This is a genomic window from Zhongshania aliphaticivorans, from assembly GCF_001586255.1.
Lineage (GTDB): Bacteria > Pseudomonadota > Gammaproteobacteria > Pseudomonadales > Spongiibacteraceae > Spongiibacter > Spongiibacter aliphaticivorans.
In genome coordinates this window covers 1401425-1418798 of record NZ_CP014544.1, presented here as the reverse complement: position 1 = coordinate 1418798, position 17374 = coordinate 1401425, and the positions used below count along the sequence as shown (strand labels likewise).

General features: G+C 51.2%; 14 protein-coding genes and 1 riboswitch. Of the genes, 11 read left to right on the top strand and 3 right to left on the bottom strand.

Features of this window, described 5'->3' with window-relative positions; translation table 11 throughout:
- Window positions 1-119 precede the first annotated feature (119 nt).
- The 7 genes from AZF00_RS06230 to AZF00_RS06200 all read left to right on the top strand — a co-directional run bounded on the left by AZF00_RS06230 (window position 120) and on the right by AZF00_RS06200 (window position 7563).
- A complete protein-coding gene (locus tag AZF00_RS06230) occupies window positions 120-1124 on the top strand; it encodes an HlyD family secretion protein (protein WP_008247045.1) in 1005 nt (334 codons plus the stop codon).
- Entirely contained in the window at window positions 1099-2664 is a 1566-nt protein-coding gene (locus AZF00_RS06225; RefSeq protein WP_008247044.1) for a DHA2 family efflux MFS transporter permease subunit, read from the top strand. Before AZF00_RS06230 ends, AZF00_RS06225 begins: the two co-directional genes overlap by 26 nt.
- Entirely contained in the window at window positions 2654-3397 is a 744-nt protein-coding gene (locus tag AZF00_RS06220) for a class I SAM-dependent DNA methyltransferase (protein ID WP_008247043.1), read from the top strand. Before AZF00_RS06225 ends, AZF00_RS06220 begins: the two co-directional genes overlap by 11 nt.
- 74 nt (window positions 3398-3471) lie before the next feature.
- Window positions 3472-3579: riboswitch (TPP riboswitch) on the top strand.
- A gap of 51 nt (window positions 3580-3630) precedes the next feature.
- Window positions 3631-5769 (top strand): TonB-dependent receptor, encoded by a 2139-nt coding sequence (locus AZF00_RS06215; RefSeq protein ID WP_062383405.1) that lies wholly within the window; start codon window positions 3631-3633, stop codon window positions 5767-5769.
- Between the two features lie 58 nt (window positions 5770-5827).
- Window positions 5828-6091, top strand: coding sequence for a YkoF family thiamine/hydroxymethylpyrimidine-binding protein (locus tag AZF00_RS06210; RefSeq protein WP_062383397.1), 264 nt, complete (start codon window positions 5828-5830; stop codon window positions 6089-6091).
- Window positions 6084-6713: a nicotinamide riboside transporter PnuC gene (gene pnuC / locus AZF00_RS06205; RefSeq protein WP_062383393.1), complete on the top strand. Its 630-nt coding sequence runs from the start codon at window positions 6084-6086 to the stop codon at window positions 6711-6713. The genes AZF00_RS06210 and pnuC overlap by 8 nt, the downstream gene beginning before the upstream one ends.
- On the top strand, window positions 6700-7563 hold the full coding sequence (locus tag AZF00_RS06200; protein WP_062383390.1) for a choline kinase family protein: 864 nt from the start codon (window positions 6700-6702) through the stop codon (window positions 7561-7563). Before pnuC ends, AZF00_RS06200 begins: the two co-directional genes overlap by 14 nt.
- A 14-nt stretch (window positions 7564-7577) precedes the next feature.
- Here AZF00_RS06200 and gloA2 read toward each other — a convergent pair whose 3' ends face one another.
- The 3 genes from gloA2 to ggpS all read right to left on the bottom strand — a co-directional run bounded on the left by gloA2 (window position 7578) and on the right by ggpS (window position 11829).
- Window positions 7578-7970, bottom strand: a complete 393-nt coding sequence (gloA2, locus tag AZF00_RS06195; RefSeq protein WP_008247030.1) for an SMU1112c/YaeR family gloxylase I-like metalloprotein — start codon at window positions 7968-7970, stop codon at window positions 7578-7580.
- 40 nt (window positions 7971-8010) lie between these two features.
- The gene (gene gtfA / locus AZF00_RS06190) at window positions 8011-9453 is read right to left on the bottom strand and encodes a sucrose phosphorylase (RefSeq protein ID WP_062383387.1); all 1443 of its coding nucleotides are present in this window, start codon (window positions 9451-9453) and stop codon (window positions 8011-8013) included.
- A gap of 99 nt (window positions 9454-9552) precedes the next feature.
- Complete coding sequence (ggpS, locus tag AZF00_RS06185; RefSeq protein WP_062384835.1) at window positions 9553-11829, bottom strand: glucosylglycerol-phosphate synthase; 2277 nt, start codon at window positions 11827-11829, stop codon at window positions 9553-9555.
- A 387-nt stretch (window positions 11830-12216) separates the two neighbouring features.
- Here ggpS and doeB2 point away from each other — a divergent pair, with 387 nt between their 5' ends.
- The 4 genes from doeB2 to AZF00_RS06165 are packed head-to-tail and all read left to right on the top strand — an operon-like array spanning window position 12217 to window position 17356.
- Window positions 12217-13413: a N(2)-acetyl-L-2,4-diaminobutanoate deacetylase DoeB2 gene (doeB2, locus tag AZF00_RS06180; protein WP_008247026.1), complete on the top strand. Its 1197-nt coding sequence runs from the start codon at window positions 12217-12219 to the stop codon at window positions 13411-13413.
- A 54-nt stretch (window positions 13414-13467) separates the two neighbouring features.
- Entirely contained in the window at window positions 13468-14706 is a 1239-nt protein-coding gene (locus AZF00_RS06175) for an aspartate aminotransferase family protein (RefSeq protein WP_008247025.1), read from the top strand.
- Window positions 14703-15974 (top strand): ectoine hydrolase, encoded by a 1272-nt coding sequence (gene doeA, locus AZF00_RS06170; protein ID WP_062383383.1) that lies wholly within the window; start codon window positions 14703-14705, stop codon window positions 15972-15974. Before AZF00_RS06175 ends, doeA begins: the two co-directional genes overlap by 4 nt.
- Before the next feature lie 20 nt (window positions 15975-15994).
- Entirely contained in the window at window positions 15995-17356 is a 1362-nt protein-coding gene (locus AZF00_RS06165) for an NAD-dependent succinate-semialdehyde dehydrogenase (protein WP_008247023.1), read from the top strand.
- Window positions 17357-17374 lie beyond the last annotated feature (18 nt).

Sequence of the window (17374 nt, the reverse complement as noted above, 5' to 3'; positions counted from 1 at the left end):
CGCATCCTTTTCATGCAATATTGCGCCGGTACTTTACTGCGCCACCCAAATAGGCCTGGGGCGCGGAAAACGATTATTGTTATCAGGACAGCACTAACAATTACATACAACATAGAGGTATGATTTTGTCTCCGCCTATCCGTCGCCTAGCACTCATGCTCGTGGTACCACTCCTGCTATTTAGCGCCGCCATCGCTTACTATTATGCAAACTTGGGCTTCACCTCTACTGACAACGCCTATATCAGGCAGGACAAAATTTCGATTAGTGCCGAAGTGGGTGGCATTATTGTTGATGTCGCGGTGCGCGAAAACCAACGGGTAGCGGCGGGCGATTTATTATTTCGCATTGACCCAAAGCCCTTTGAACTCGCAGTTTTAGAGGCAAAGGCAGCAATGGCTAGCGCTGCCGCTCGATATGAGCAACTGCAAACCAGCTATTCAATCTCACATATCGACATTGAAAGCGCACAAGAAGAAGTCGCCTACTTCGAGCGCGAATACCAGCGCCAGCGAGACCTCGACAAAACCAGCGTCACCAGCCAATCGGCGCTTCGCGCAGCTGAGCACGCTTTATCCCAAGCAAGGTCACGCCTAGCGTCCGCAAAAGCTGACGCCGAGGAAGCAAGAGTCGCCCTCTCCAGCGGCAATTCAGATTCAGGGGAATACCCCGCGCTACAAGCCGCAAAAGTACAGTTTGAAAAAGCACAGCTAAACCTCTCCCGCACCGAAGTTCGATCTCCCGTCAGCGGTATTATCAGCCAAATGGATCGCCTCCAAATCGGCCAGCTTATGATGCAGGGCCTGCCTTCAGTCAGTATTGTTAATACTGATCGCAGCTGGGTAGAGGCTAATTTTAAAGAAACCGATCTCAATCAACTTCGTGTCGGCCAAGTTGCCATCATGGAACTGGACACTTACCCAGACATGGAACTGCGCGGTAAAATAGAAAGCATCGGCGCCGGCACTGGGTCAGAGTTTTCAATATTACCAGCACAAAATGCCAACGGTAATTGGGTTAAGGTTACCCAGCGTGTGCCGGTGCGTATTAGCATTGATAGCAAGCCTGCGCGGCCATTGATTGCGGGGCTATCGGTCGATGTCCGAATTAGCACTGGGGAGTAGCACACTCCGCGACGAGCCAGCGCTAGCAAGTCGTCATCAGGGCCTATTAATGGCGGCCGTGATGATGGTCACCCTCATGCAGATTCTCGACATGACGATTGCCAATGTCGCTCTGCCCCACATGCAATCCAGCCTCGGCGCCACAATGGACACCGTAAGCTGGATACTAACCAGCTATATCATCGCCACCGTCATGACAATACCGCTGGTTGGCTGGGTCTCTGACAAATTCGGCTCACGACGCACCTTTCTCTATGCCGTTGCCGGTTTTTTAATTGCTTCGGCGCTCTGTGGAGCGGCGACGTCGTTGACACAAATGGTGATTTTCCGCGTACTACAGGGCGTCTGTGCCGCCTTTATTGGCCCGATGTCACAAACCATTCTGTTCGATATTAATCGGCCTAGCAAACAAGCCTCCGCAATGTCGATGATGGGCATGGTCGTGATGATTGCGCCAATTACCGGGCCAATGCTCGGCGGCATACTCACCGACACCCTGAGCTGGCGCTGGGTGTTTTATGTGAATTTACCTATCGGAATACCAACCCTCATTGTATTGGCTTGGCTATTACCATCACGACCCATCGTGCCTCGTAAGCTCGACCGTTTTGGTTTTCTTATTCTGGCAATTGCCCTCGTTTCCCTGCAGCTTATGTTAGATCGCGGGCAGCATAAAGATTGGTTCGACTCATGGGAAATCATTATCGAATTAATCATTGCCCTGTCCGCCGTGTGGATATTTTTTATCCATTCGCGCTCAACAACAACACCCTTATTTCCTGCCGGCCTGCTAAAAGATAAAAACTTTCTGGGCGGCTTAGCCATCATGTTAATTTTGGGCTTAGCGAACGTCGCTATCGCCGCCGTCTTGCCAACCATGTTTCAAAATTTATTTGGCTACAGCGCCATCGACACCGGCTTACTCCTCATGCCAAGGGGTCTCGGTGTGATGATTAGCATGTTCCTTACCCGGCGGCTAATGCAACGCATGGACTTGCGCTATTTAATGAGTGCCGGCTACCTAATTTGCGCAGCGGCGCTAGGCATGATGGCAACATGGTCCTTAGAAATGGATGCTGGGCCAATATTATCGTCTGGTTTCATACAGGGCCTGGGCTTAGGTATGCTGTTTACCCCGGCAACCATGGCGGCCTTTTCGACCCTGCCGCAGCAATTGCGCCCGGACGGTGCCAGTCTGCTAAATTTAGTGCGCAATATCGGGGGCAGCTTTGGCATCTCCGCTATCTTCACTTTAATCTCCCGCAATAGCCAAATAAGCCACGCCGACTTGAGTGGCCACATCACCCAGTTTAGCCTGCCAGGAATAGACCCTCTTGCCGCCGCCGACCGCCTTGGCGATACTGGGCTTGCCGCCTTACAATTGCTAGATTTTGAAATTCAGCGACAAGCGGCAATGATCGCCTATCTAGATAATTTCTACGCCATGACCATTTTCATCTTCGGCGTTGCATTACTGCCGCTATTACTTAAACCCATATTCCTAAATAATGGCGATTTAGAAGGCCAAGATGACAACTAACGCGCTTTACACCGATCTGTCTGGCTATTACGACTTAATGTGCGCAGATATCGATTACCAAGCCCAAAGCAACTGTGTGCGCCGACTACATCAGATCTTCGGCAACAACGGCAAAAAACATCTAGACCTAGCCTGCGGCACCGGCCCTCACGTTCAGCATTTCATCGACTTTGGCTATCTGAGCAGTGGGCTAGATATTAATCAGCCGATGCTCGATCTCGCTCAGCAGCGCTGCCCGACTGGCCATTTCAGCCTGCAAGACATGTGTAATTTTCAGGTAGATGACGCCCCTGATTTAATTACCTGCTTTTTATACTCCATACACTACAGCAGCGATATTACTCAGCTGAAATCCTGTATTGCGAGCACCCACCGCGCGCTACCATCTGGCGGTGTCTTTTGCTTTAACACGGTCGATAAAAACAAAATTGATTCCAGCGCCTTTGTTCGCCATACCGCCGAGCACCATGGCAGCCACTTTGCCTTCAGCTCGGGTTGGCGATACAGCGGCCACGGCAAGCAGCAGTCCCTGCGCCTTAAAATTGAAAAGACCACGGGCCTGCATACCGAAACATGGCAGGACGAACATCCCATGGTGGCCGTAACCTTTGACGAATTACAACAGCTGCTGCAGCCGTATTTTGAGGTGCATGTTTTCGAACATGATTATGAAAAACTCATACCCAGTGATGGCGCTTCCGGCAATGCTATTTTTTGCTGCGTCAAAATATAAAGCATTGCCAGCGCTAGTGCGCACATATTAACCGAGTCATTCCCGCTAAACCGGATTTCTGCTATTATTCCTCGGCAAAACCTAAGGGGTGGCTACGGCCTGAGATGCTATTGGAACCAGCAATGCAAACCCTTGAACCTGATCCGGCTAATACCGGCGTAGGAATAGGTCAGTAATCCTCTTCACGTCGCACACCGGGTCTCTTTCAAACCTGTTTCACCCGAGAGAGAACCATGAATCCCCTAATTGCAAAAACATCCCTACGTCACGCTATTGGCCTTGTGGCCTGCCTTAGCAGCGGACTCATTAGCGCGGCAGACACATCAAAATTAGAAGAAGTGATTGTTAGCAGTCAGTTTCGCGACACCAGCTTGCTTGACCTTGCCAGCAGCGTAAGCGTATTTGACCAAAGCACTATCCAAGCACGCGGTGCGAGCAATATCGAACAGCTGCTCAATATGGCGCCAAACGTGAATTATTCGGCGGGGGCATCTAGGGGGCGTTACTTTCAAATTCGCGGCATTGGCGAACGCAGTCAATTCATCGACCCAGTAAGCCCCTCGGTTGGGCTTATTATCGACGGCATTGATTTTAGCGGTCTAGGCCTGGCAGCCAGCACCTTAGACATTGGCCAAATAGAGGTACTGCGCGGCCCTCAAGGAACTGAATATGGTGCGAGTGCCCTAGCGGGGCTCATTAGCATGCACAGCAGCGCACCCTCGGCATCGCCGATGGCAAAAATTTCAGTAGAAGCCGCCCAATACAATAGCCACAAACTCGGCCTAGTCACCAGCGGCCCCCTAAACGAAAAAATAAGTTATCGGATTGCCGCCCAAAACCAGCAGTCTGACGGCTATATTAAAAATCGATACCTAGATCGCGACGACGTCACCAACATCGACGAATCCATTTTGCGCGGCAAATTGCGTTACCAAGCAAGCGACGATTTGCAACTGGATGTCTCGCTGCTCTACCTCAATGCCGACAATGGCTACGACGCCTTTTCCCTGAGCAATACACGCAACACCTTGTCCGACCAGCCAGGCCACGACCGCCAAGAAACCGTGGCTAGCTCGGTTGTCGCCCACTGGTCAGCAAACCCCCTGTTTAGTCTTGAGTCCACACTCAGTGCCGCCAACTCAAATACCGAATACGGCTACGACGAAGACTGGACCTATATTGGTTACCACCCTGCCGAATACAGTTCCACTGACAACTACCAGCGCAACAAAGACAATATTAGTGCAGATTTTCGCTTTATATCGACCGAGCACGCCAAACTACTGAACGACAGCAGTAGCTGGGTGCTTGGCGCCTATCTGCGTAAAGATAGCGAAGACCTAAGTCGCAACGGCAGCTTCACCAGCGAGTTCAACACGGAAAACTTCGCACTCTACGGCCAACTTCGCAGTAGCCTCAGCGACACCCTTGAACTCGTCAGCGGACTTAGGATTGAGCAGCGCAATGCCGACTATGACGACTCACTCGCCGTTACATCGAGTAACGATGAAGAGTTGTGGGGGGGCAACCTCACCCTTGAATACCACTACCATAACGACAGCCTGCTCTACGGCACGATCTCCCGAGGCTATAAAGCGGGGGGCATTAATGGCCGAATCATTTCTGCATCGACGGCAAATTCAGAAATCACAGCCGATATGTATGAATTTGACACCGAGCACATGCTGAATTACGAATTGGGTTTCAAGGGCAGCTGGCTCGACAATCGCCTGCAGGCCCAAGTCGCGGCATTTTACCAAGATCGCAGTGACGTGCAGGCCAAGCAATCGATATTTGACCCCAATAATTTTTCCTTTGACGACTATCTGAGCAATGCTGCCAAAGGCAAAACGACAGGACTAGAAGTAGAGATGAATTATCTCGCCAGTGAGGCCGTTCGCTTTTTTGCAGCAGCTGGCTGGTTAAACGCGGAGTTTAAGGATTTCACTAGCATTACTCATGTCGATGCTAAAGATGACAATACGGGTACAGCGCTACCGCCAGTTAATATGGACGGCCGAGAAGTTGCCCACGCCCCCCATTATCAATTCTTTATTGGCACCGAAATCGCCCTCATCAATAATCTAAGTTTACGGATAGAGCTTGAAGGCAAGGACGAATTCTATTTTTCTAATAGTCACAATGAGAAATCACTGCGCTATGAAATGGTCAACGCGCGCCTAAGCTACCAAGGCAGCAACTGGGACGTGTCGCTATGGGGACGCAACCTAAGCGACGAAAATGTCCAGACTCGTGGTTTTTACTTCAGCAATGCCTTTGGTAACGACCCGGCCAAAGGCTACGCACCAGAGACCTACTACCAGTTGGGTGAACCACGAATTGCGGGCATCTCGGCTAACTACCGCTTTTAAATTCTATAGGGCGACTGAGTGTCGCCCTACTTACCCTATAAGAACATGAGAAAATCATATGAAACTCTCTGTTGAAATCAGCATGTACCCACTGAAAGACATCTACATTCCGGCAATTCAAGACTTTATTGACCGCCTAAACAGCCACGCCAATTTGCAGGTACTCACCAATACCATGAGCACCCAAATATTTGGTGACTACGAAGTGGTAATGGATGTCATAAAGCAAGAAATGCGTAAGTCTTACGAACAATTTGGGCGCGCCATTTTCGTCTGCAAATTTATTGACGGGAACTTAAGCCCGGCCACAGACCATGCTTAACACCGAGACAATTACGGCCATTAAGGACGCAGCTCAGAGTATGTCGCTATGGGAATTAGTCGCGGTTATATTAGCGCTGGCGTATTTAATCCTCGCCATGAAAGAAAAGAATAGCTGCTGGTATGCGGCCTTTATTAGCACAGCAATATACCTATTTTTATTCTGGGACGTAAGTTTAGTAATGGAGTCGGCATTACAGGTATTTTACCTCGTTATGGCGGTGTATGGCTGGTGGCAGTGGCGACATCACGCCGACAAACAACAAAACCTCACCATCCATTGCTGGCCACTCAAAACTCATCTACTGGTGATTGCTGCGGTTGGACTATTAACATTAATTTTTGGCTATGGACTTGCGCAAAAAACCCACGCGGCGCTGCCCTACCTAGACTCCTTTACCACCTGGGGCGCGGTCATTACCACCTATATGGTGACCCGCAAAGTATTAGAGAATTGGATTTACTGGATTGTAATCGACGCGGCCTCAGTCTATTTATATATCGACCGAGGCCTCTACCTCACCGCGCTGCTATTCATGCTCTATGTGGTACTCGTGATCATCGGCTTCTACCAGTGGAATACGCTCTATAAACAAGAGCGGCATGAACATGCCAACCACTAATATTATTCCCAGCGATTGGTGGCGCTGGAGTGACAGCCAGCCGGTCATTATCAAGCCCTTGCTCGGCGGCTTAACCAACCTAAACTATTTAATCAGCGTAAATCATGATCTGTTCGTGCTACGTAAAAACTCAGCTATAAGTGAAGCGCTCAACTTAAATCGCAGCGCTGAAGCCAAAGCACTGAGCCGCGCCGATGAAGCCGGGCTCTGCGCGCCATTAATATATTACGATGACCAACACCAGTATATGGTCAGCCGCTATCTGGGCGATAAAACCTGGTCAGTCAGTATTGATCATAATTTATCTTTACTCGCCGAATTACTTCGCGGCATTCACCAATTACCTGGTATCGATGCAGACTTAAATGTAGAAAATAAAATAAGCTGCTACTGGCAAGCAATAGACGCCCAAGCCGCATTTACCCGCGAATTAAAATCACTCGACTCGGCTGTTCGCACTCATATCACCAGCGCCAAAGCGCTGAATAGCGGCCTAGTGCTCTGCCACAACGATTTGTTAGCCTCTAACCTTATCATTAGCAATAAAGACAAGTTATACGCCATAGACTGGGAATACGCCGCCATGAGCGACCCTTTTTATGAGCTTGCCGTAATTATTGAAGGCAATGCACTCAATGCCAAGCAACAACAATCGCTACTAACACGCTATCTGAGGCAGCCTATCAGCGCCTTAGATTGGCAACGCTTGTACCACTGGCAGATTATTTACGGCTATTTATGTGTGCTTTGGTATGCAGTTCAGTATTCCAATGGCGCCATGCCCAACATCGTCAGCGAGATACACAGACAAATTTTGGCGATTAAGGCCCTCGCAGCAAAAGACGCATAAGATCGAAGACCGCACTAAGCCTCTATCTCCTCATATACTTCTAGCGGCAAACCATCTGGATCACAAAAAAAAGTAAAGGCTCGGCCAGTGTACTCATCCACCCTGATTGGCTCTACCGCTACGCCCAGGGAATTCAAATAGGCCGCCGTCGTTGCCACAGAATCTACGCTAAAAGCCAAATGCCGCAAGCCCTGTGCCTCAGGGTAACTTGGTCTGACTGGCGCACTAGGAAGGGAAAACAACTCGATCTGCGCACCGCTGGGCAAACGCAGATCTAATTTATAGGATGCCCGCTCGGCACGATAATTCTCAGCGACAATCTCCAAGCCTAATATAGACGTATAAAAATGCTTAGACACCGCGTAATCAGAGCAGATGATCGCAACGTGATGAATCGACTTAAACATATAAACGCCCTCGTATCTAAGGGGTCTATATAAGCAAAAATCAACACTGAAGGCGACACTCCGCTAACGACTCTTCGTCGAGATAAGTAATAGTCGCGCTATTAAAATTGAGATCAACAAACAAATGACAGTAAAACTCACCGTGGCGCCACGCCATGGCCACACTGGAATCATTAGAGTAGCCAAGTTCAAAATGGCCATCAAAGGCAGGGTAATTACTCCTAAAACGCATTAAGGCCAAGAGCCGTTTAACCACCGGCTGCGCCACCGCCTCATCAATCTCAGACATACTGTAGAAATGCCGATTAATGTCACGCAACTCGCCAGTTTCTTCCATTAGTTCATTGTCATTGCAGCCGGCCAGCAAGCCTACGTAGTACACTTGAGGAATCCCCGGCGTAAAGAATTGAATTGCCCTCGCCGCCAAATACGCGTCGTCATTGCGCATTAAGGCATCGTAAAAAGTACAGGTTAACTGGTAGATAGCGCCAACGCTGTGAATATTGGCAGCAGAACGGCGCAGTATAGGGTCAGCACTGCGACTGGAGATATTGTCAATTAAGGCGCGAATTTTATCATCAGGCAAAACGCCTTCAACATCGGGAATACAGATACCGTCGTGAGTATCGAGCACCGTAACCATATTGCGCGGGCACATTCGCAGCCAGTTTTTTAAGTACACGCTATTTGCATCCAGCAAGGAAAATAGCAGCAGCGGCGGTAAGGCAAAGCCATAGGGATGCATATTGCGGCGGCTTATGGCGTATTGATAGCTACTGTGGTCATGTACTTCAGGCAAGACCTCAGCACCGTGTAACTGGGCAACACCATTAATCCAGTCGAGGTTACGATAGACATCGGGCTCAACCAAAAAGCAACTGGTACCAATGCGCTTGGTGGTATAACCAAAGGCATCGAGGCGAAACAACTTCACGCCGCGCTGGGCCAAAAAGCCAATATAATTTTCCATTAACTGGTAGGTAAGCTCAGAGTCGTAGTTTAAATCGACCTGATGCTCGGTAAAAGTACACCACACGCGACCCGTACCACCGTCGGCGAAGTCTACGCGTCGAAAAGGTTCCTTCTCTTTGCGAATATGGATTTTTGCTAAATCGTCTGAGCTAATTTCACCAAACTTGTCGACATGCACAAAGAGATCGGCGTACTCAGAGTCGTAACCCTTAGCGATGAAATCTTTGAACTCTTCAGACTCATCAGAAATATGATTTACGGTAACATCGCAACACAGATCGTACTTTGCGGAGATACGCTCAATGTCTGCCCAGTCACCAAATTCGGGATCAACTTCTTTATGCGTCAGCGGCGAAAAGCCTGCATCCGCATTCGAGGGAAAAAACGGCAGAATATGCACTCCGCCAATAGCGTCAGAAAAATGCCGTTCAATGACGGTGTATAAATCCTTTAGATTATTGCCCAGACGATTCGGATAGCAAATCATCTGCACTGCATTGCGTAATGCCATACGGCGTCTCCAGCCTCGGAATCAATAAATAAGCAGCGCGTGCCCACGGCAAAACTGTTCTTGGTGACACCGCAAGGCGTTAAATAATAATATTTAACGCTAAATCACGTCGGGCATCAGCGCCCTAAGCGTGCTCTCGTCGGCAGGCCTGCGACACCCGTCGACAGCCGCCATAAACTCATCACCCCAAACTTTTATGTCATTGTGGCGCACAACCTCGTAAGCCTCGCGCATTCTACTGCGAGCTTCGTCGCGGTTAAGATTTAGCGCAAAGTAGCAGGTTTGCACTAGCTCATTACGATCATGAGGGTTCGCCAAAATTGGGCCGCGCAACTCTGCCGCCGCCCCCGCAAATTCAGATAAAACCACGACCCCGGCACCGTCGGTCATGCCTTGGGTGGCAATATATTCTTTGGCAACTAGATTAAGACCATCGCGCAAAGGCGTAATCCACATCACATCGGCCATACTGTAATAGGCCACCAACTCGGCAAAGGGCAGGCTGCGAAAGAAAAATTGCAGCGGCGTCCAGCCCACTTTGGCAAAGCGACCATTTATACGGCCTACCGCCTGCTCGATTTGTTGCTGCAAATCCCGATAAATTGTCATTTCACTGGCGGCGGGCACACAGACCATCATCAAAGTCACTTTATCGTGGAGATCCGGATGTTCTTCCAGCAAGCCTTCGTAGGCCTCAAGCTGCTCTAATATGCCCTTGGTGTAATCGAGTCGGCCTACCGACAAAATCATGCGGGTACCGTGCAACTCCTCCCTGAGTTCAAGCATTCGTCGTTGTACCTTTGCATTGCCTAGCGCGTCTTCCACCCGCTTGAGATCCAAGCCGACTGGATGCGCCCCCAAACAAATACGACGATCATTAACTTGAATCTCAGTACTCATTTCATCTAAACCCACCGCACAGCCATAGCTCAAAAAGCGCGGCGCGCAGCTCATTCTCTCCGTTACTATCAAAGGCGTTACACCACGGGCGACATCAACAAAGTTCTCACTCTGACGAGGAATATGAAAGCCGATATAATCGCACTGCAATAAGCTGCCAATAATATCTCGGCGCCAAGGAATAACATTGAACACGTCCGCTGACGGAAAATAGGTGTGGTGAAAAAATGCAATAATTACATCAGGGCGAATCTCGCGTAAAAATGCTGGAACCATCCATAAATTGTAATCGTGTATCCACACCGTTGCGCCTTCAGCGGCCTCGCTGGCGGCCACCTCAGCAAAGCGTTTATTCACATTAAGGAAAACCTGCCAATGATCCTCTCTAAAGGTCGCGCGTTCCCAGAAGGTATGCAGGGTTGGCCAGAACGCTTCTTTAGAGAACTTTTTATAAAAAATATCCATTTCGTGTGTTGTTAAGGCCACTCGTGCGGCAAGTAAATTGGGGTAGCGCGCGGCATCTACTTCGGTGTGAGTTTCAAAATTAGCGTCACCTTCTTCATGAATTGACCAAGCAACCCAAGAACCCGCGCGACCGTCGGCAAAAAAACTCATCAAGGTTGGAATAATGCCGTTGGGGGAGCTTGGCCTGCGCCGGATAGTCTCACCATTTTCGCGAAACTCTTCATAGGGAAGTCGGTGATAAACAATTACCAAATCAGACTTCCCCGGCACCAAGACATCGCGCTGTTCTGCGGCCATGCCCGCCGCACCTAAAAAGCCAAAATGTTCTATCGCTTGTAAAATACCGCCACAACCGGCCTCCTCGGCGTGGTAGACCCGCGCCTGATTTTCGGTCGCGCGTAATAAGGCGGGTTCAGACTCGCCAACGCAAACACCAATAAAGCCGTGTTCGTACATGGACAAATCATTCAGGGTATCGCCCGCAACCAAGACATCTTCATCGTCTATGCCCAGTTGCTCGACCAGGCCCCGCAAAGTAGAACCCTTATTCACGCCCTTGGGCAAAATATCCAGATACAAGCCAGCCGAATACAGCAGATCACAATCCAATCCACTGACGGCCGCTTCAAGCTCGTCGCTAATCGCTTCGGCATGACAAAAGAAGGAGTATCGCCGCTCCTGAGGAACATCCTGACGCTGTAAATTAGCAATATGGCTTACCGCAGATTCAACCACATGGTCACCCGGCCAGCGTTTATCAATGTCACCCTGCAGCGGTTGAATGGCTTGCTGAGTGTGGCCATCAACCACCGTACAGCCCACGTCACAAATAATATAATCCGGCTCGGGAATCATGGGGTCAGAGAGCAGCGGCAATACCGACTCCAGTCCGCGACCGGTCACAAAAGCGAGTTTAATTTCTGGGTGCGCCGCAATTAATCGATAAAGTTTAAGGCGCTGGTCATTGTCGCCAGCTAGAAATGTACCGTCTAAATCCGTAGCTAAAAGCATTAAAATCACCTGCGTATGGACGCAGAGCCCAGCTCCCACCAGACTCCGGGTGCTGTTATAAAATTTCATAACACCAACAGACGACACCGGCGCTGCACAGAGTGTTTACTAGTGCCGTCTACTTTGCTGTTCAATGAGTATGCAGATTTTGTGCCGATAAAAAACACGTTCATTTGACCAAAAGCGCCAATAACGCCGACACACAGGCTTGTTGGGCGAGTTTTAAAATTATGTAAATTTCATGGAAAAATTATTTTTTTTCAAAACCTTATACGATCCAGCACCACAAACTGGGCAACCGCACCAATGTGGCCCTTCTCAAGGCGCTTAAAAAATTTCAAATGAAGATTTGCCCCAACGCAAAAGCTATGCCACAGTAAAACCGTGATGTCTAAATACTGGTTGAACACAATCGCCGCCGCACAGACCTTGCGCCGCGACTTACACGCCCACCCCGAGCCAAGCTGGCAAGAGGTTCGCACCGCTGAAACAGTGCAGAACACCCTTAGTCAACTCGGCATTGCTTGGCGCAAATGTGCCGGAACGGGCACCATCGCCACACTGCAAGCCAACAGCAAAATTGCTAAACCCCACAGCAAACATATCGCACTGCGCGGCGACATCGACGCCCTGCCGATTATTGAGCAAACCGGTCGCGACTGGTCGTCGACCCAGTCGGGCTGTATGCACGCTTGTGGCCACGATGGTCACACCGCCACATTGCTTGCCACCGCGCGCTGGTTAAAACACAATGAACAAAGCTTAACTGGCCCTGTCACATTACTATTCCAACCAGCAGAAGAAGGCGGACACGGCGCGAGAGAAATGATTAATGAAGGCGCACTAGACGGCATCGACGAAATTTACGGCTGGCACAACTGGCCTGCAATTCCCTTCGGGAAACTGGTGTGTCCCGACGATATCGTTATGTGTGGCAACGGCACCTTTACCATAACGGTGACCGGCAAGGGCGGTCATGCCAGCCAACCAGAACTGTGCCGGGATCCCGTGCTCGCCGCCAGCGCGATTACCCTAGCGCTGCAACAAATTGTCAGTCGCCGCCTAGCCCCTCAGCAGGCAGCCGTCGTTAGCGTCACCTCCTTCATGGCCGACAGCGGGGCAACCATTATTCCCCAGCAGGCGATCTTGGGCGGCAGTATTCGCATGCCAGATCAAGCGAGTCGCGATCAAATCAACGCCCTAATCACCGAGATTAGCCAGCACACCGCGCACAGCTACGGCGTGGCCTGCGAGGTCGAAATAACACCCCGCTACAACGCCACCATCAATCACCCAAAGCAGGCTCAGCATGTTCGCCAGCTTTGGCAAGAGAGCAACGGCAGCGATTCACTGCACTTAAATATCCGCACGCCAATCATGGCCTCAGAAGATTTCAGTTATTATCTGCGGGAAATTCCCGGCGCCTTTGCACTCATTGGTGCGGACGACGGCGACGCGCATCATCAAGTGCCCTGCCACAGTCCCCACTACGATTTTAATGACCGATTAATCCCTCTGGTTACCAATTTGTTTTCTCGCCTCTGCGGCGTGACGACGCCCGAAAAACCTGCACAAACCATCTGAAAATAGCACCTCCGTCAGCATCACGACGGACATTATTTACAAGAAGGAGCACGCATGAGTATTTTTGAGCAACGTGAATCAAACATCCGCGCCTATTGCCGAGTGTACCCTGTGGTATTCGACAAGGCCGTAAACGCCCGCCAAACCGACGAGAGCGGCAAACAGTACATCGACTTTTTTGCCGGTGCCGGGGTTTTAAACTTTGGCCACAACAATCCGCGCATGAAAAAGGCCATGATTAATTACCTTGAATCCGACGGTGTTACCCACAGCCTGGACATGCACACCACCGCAAAGCGGGCGTTCATGGAGCGCTTCGTGAAAACCATTCTTGAACCTCGGAATATGGACCATAAAATGCAATTTATGGGGCCAACCGGTACCAACTCAGTTGAGGCTGCCCTCAAAATTGCCCGGCGCGCCACTGGCCGCCAAGAAATAGCGGCCTTTACCCACGGCTTTCACGGCATGACTTTAGGCGCCTTGGCTTGCACCGCCAATGCCTATTTTCGCGGCGCAGCGGGAGTGCCGCTGAACCATGTATCACATCACAAATTTGGCTGTACAGAGCACCTTAAACAGTTGGCAAGCTACTATAGCGACGCCTCTAGCGGCTTCTCGCCACCCGCCGCATTTTTGGTTGAAACCATACAGGCGGAAGGCGGCGTCAACGTTGCCAGCAAGGAGTGGTTACAAGCGCTGGCGAAGCTCGCCAAAGATGTCGGCGCCCTATTAATTATTGACGACATTCAGGTCGGTTGTGGCCGCACTGGCAGTTACTTTAGCTTTGACGATATGGAACTCGATCCCGATATTGTCTGCCTTGCCAAAGGTGTTGGCGGTATGGGCACGCCCATGGCCCTCAACCTCGTTAAACCCGAGATCGACAAGCACTGGTCCCCTGGCGAACACACCGGCACGTTTCGCGGCCAATCTCTGTCGTTTGTTGCAGGTAGCGAGGCCCTCGGCTATTTCGAAGACAGTGAACTCATGACTGAGGTCGCCCACAAAGCCGCACTCATGGCGGGCGCACTCGCGCCACTTGAAAAGAACATTAAGGCGATTACCGTGCGTGGCAAAGGCATGATTCTCGGCTTAGATGTTGGCAGTGGTGAACAAGCCAAGGCGATTGTAGACGCGTGCTTTGCCGACGGCCTGCTCATTGCCAGCTGTGGCACTGGTGGCCGCGTGGTTAAATTAATTCCGCCGCTCACCATTCCCCACGACGACCTCCAGCAAGGACTCGACATCCTGGTGAACAATACCAGCAAAGTGATGGAGGCCACCGCATGATCCAACGCGACGATATGACCTTTCCTTTGGAGGAATACCAGAATCGCCTCGCGGCGCTGCGACTGCGCATCGCTGATCGACGCTTAGATGCCGTGGTGATTTCTGACCCAGAGAACATCATGTACCTCACCGATTACCAAACCACGGGGTACTCCTTCTTCCAAGCCTTAGTCGTGCCCCTAGAAGATGAGCCCTTCATGATCACGCGCGCCATGGAGGAATCGAATATTATTGCCCGCACCTGGGTAGAGCGCACGCGGCCCTACCCCGACACCGGCGACGCGATACAAATGCTGGTAGATGCCCTGCGCGAATTTGGCCTCGCCAAAAAACGCATTGGCTACGAGCGCAATAGCTACTTTTTCCCGGCTTATCAACAAGATCGAATCCACACTACGCTGACTGAAGCGAAGTTACTCGACTGTTTTGGCATTGTAGAGCAGGGCCGAATTTGCAAATCACCCGCAGAAATTCAGCTCATGCGCAAAGCCGCAGCGGCCACTGAAGCAGGCATGCAAGCAGGTATCGACGCCTGCCAAGCCGGTGTCACTGAAAACGAAATTGGCGCAGCCATCAGTTCTGCCATGTTCAAGGCGGGCGGCGAACCACCAGCGGTAATGCCCTACGTAACGTCGGGTCCCCGTACCATGATCGGCCACGCCACTTGGGAGGGCCGCACCGTACTGCCCAATGAGCATGTGTTTTTAGAAGTGGGCGGCTGTTATCGTCGCTACCACACCGCCATGATGCGCACCGTTGTACTCGGCAAACTCAGCGACTCTATGCACCACGCCCAAGAGCGGATGAAACTGGCACTGCACGCAGTGCACGACAAAGTTCAACCGGGCATGACCGTCTCTGACGCCGACAACTTAGTGCGCAATATTATTTCTGAAAACGACTGTGGCGCTAGGCTTATCACCCGCTCCGGCTATTCCATTGGCATCGCGTTTCCGCCCAGTTGGGATGAGGGCTATATCGTCAGCCTCAAACAGGGCGAATCAACGGTGCTGCAGCCCGGTATGACCTTTCACATCATTCCCTGGATGTGGGGCGTAGACGGCGACAAAACCTGCGGAATTTCCGATTCAATTTACATTACCGACACCGGCTGCGAATCCTTTTTCACTATGGACCGCGATTTCACCGTAAAACCCGAGCAGCCTGAACCCGCTCTGCTAGAATTTGACGAAGCACGTAAAAACAAACGGGAACGAGCCGAAGCCAGCACCAGCGGCGACAAGGCCAAAGCGAAAAGCGGCGAGTAATCATTCACAACGAGGTAGCCATGCTAACAGCGACAAACCCCTGCACCGGAAAAGTCATAGCCGAATACCCCACTTTAAACAGTAGCGAGCTCCACGAAAAAATTGGCGACGCCTACCGTGCCGCCGACCAATGGCAGACCACCAGTATTGAAGAGCGCGGCAAGGTACTGCGCGCAGTAGCGGCAGAACTCCGCGTGCAAAAAGACGCCCTAGCTAAACTCATGGCCTTAGAAATGGGCAAGCCAATTCGCGAAGGCGGCCCCGAAGTTGAAAAAGCAGCGGGCTGCGCCGAATACTACGCCGAGCACGCTGCAGAGTACTTGGCGCCGCAAACCCTACCCTCAGACGCCAGCATTAGCTATGTGTGCCATCCACCACTGGGCACCCTACTCGGCATACTGCCGTGGAATGCGCCGCTGTGGTTGGCCTTTCGCTACCTTGCGCCCGCGCTCATGGCAGGCAATACCTGTGTCATGAAGCACGACCCCAATGTGCCGGCCTGCGCCGCCGCCATCGCCAAAGTCTTTACCGATGCCGGTGCCCCAGAAAATATTGTGGTTAACGTCGCTATCGACAATAGCACCATAGAAACCGCCATCCGCGACCCCCGTATTGCCGCCGTGTCGTTTACCGGCTCAGGCAATGCGGGTCGCATTGTTGCCGCCATTGCAGGCTCCGAAATCAAACCAACGGTGCTTGAACTCGGCGGCTCCGACCCCTGTATTGTTCTCGCCAACGCTGATTTAGATGCCGCGGCAGACGTTGCCACCCTGTCGCGCATGATCAATGCGGGACAATCTTGCATTGCGGCAAAGCGCATTATTGTCGAAGACACCGTATACGATACCTTTGTCGAAAAGCTGCACACCCGAATGGCAAAATTCAAAACCGGCGACCCACTTCTTCCAGATACCCAAGTCGGCCCTATTGCCAGAGAAGACCTGCGTCAAAACCTGCATCGCCAAGTCACTGAAACCATTAGCGCTGGTGCCAAATGCCTACTCGGCGGGGAACTCAGCGAGGGCCCAGGTTTCTTTTATCCGCCGACGCTATTAGTTGATGTAACAGAGGGTATGTGCGCATTTAAAGAAGAAACCTTCGGCCCCGTCATGGTCGTGATCCGCGCCGCCGATGTTGAAGAGGCCGTGCAACTCGCCAACGAAACCCCCTACGGTCTTGGCGCGGCGGTATGGACCAACGACGCCAAACTCGCCACCAACATTGCCAACCGCCTAGAAGCGGGCCAAGTCGCCATAAACGGTATTGTTAAAACCGACTCGCGGCTGCCTAGCGGTGGAATAAAAGGCTCTGGCTATGGCCGCGAATTGGGGCCCCACGGTATTCGGGAATTTGTGAATACCAAGCAAATTTGGGTGAAGTAAAGCGAGCACATCGCCCCT

Coding starts and splice junctions, on each gene's coding strand:
- AZF00_RS06200 (WP_062383390.1), top strand. CDS start 6,700: ATGCCAACCACTAATATTATTCCCAGCGATTGGTGGCGCTGGAGTGAC.
- AZF00_RS06220 (WP_008247043.1), top strand. CDS start 2,654: ATGACAACTAACGCGCTTTACACCGATCTGTCTGGCTATTACGACTTA.
- doeA (WP_062383383.1), top strand. CDS start 14,703: ATGATCCAACGCGACGATATGACCTTTCCTTTGGAGGAATACCAGAAT.
- pnuC (WP_062383393.1), top strand. CDS start 6,084: ATGCTTAACACCGAGACAATTACGGCCATTAAGGACGCAGCTCAGAGT.
- AZF00_RS06215 (WP_062383405.1), top strand. CDS start 3,631: ATGAATCCCCTAATTGCAAAAACATCCCTACGTCACGCTATTGGCCTT.
- gtfA (WP_062383387.1), bottom strand. CDS start 9,453: ATGGCATTACGCAATGCAGTGCAGATGATTTGCTATCCGAATCGTCTG.
- AZF00_RS06225 (WP_008247044.1), top strand. CDS start 1,099: ATGTCCGAATTAGCACTGGGGAGTAGCACACTCCGCGACGAGCCAGCG.
- AZF00_RS06165 (WP_008247023.1), top strand. CDS start 15,995: ATGCTAACAGCGACAAACCCCTGCACCGGAAAAGTCATAGCCGAATAC.
- doeB2 (WP_008247026.1), top strand. CDS start 12,217: ATGTCTAAATACTGGTTGAACACAATCGCCGCCGCACAGACCTTGCGC.
- ggpS (WP_062384835.1), bottom strand. CDS start 11,829: ATGCTTTTAGCTACGGATTTAGACGGTACATTTCTAGCTGGCGACAAT.
- gloA2 (WP_008247030.1), bottom strand. CDS start 7,970: ATGTTTAAGTCGATTCATCACGTTGCGATCATCTGCTCTGATTACGCG.
- AZF00_RS06175 (WP_008247025.1), top strand. CDS start 13,468: ATGAGTATTTTTGAGCAACGTGAATCAAACATCCGCGCCTATTGCCGA.
- AZF00_RS06210 (WP_062383397.1), top strand. CDS start 5,828: ATGAAACTCTCTGTTGAAATCAGCATGTACCCACTGAAAGACATCTAC.
- AZF00_RS06230 (WP_008247045.1), top strand. CDS start 120: ATGATTTTGTCTCCGCCTATCCGTCGCCTAGCACTCATGCTCGTGGTA.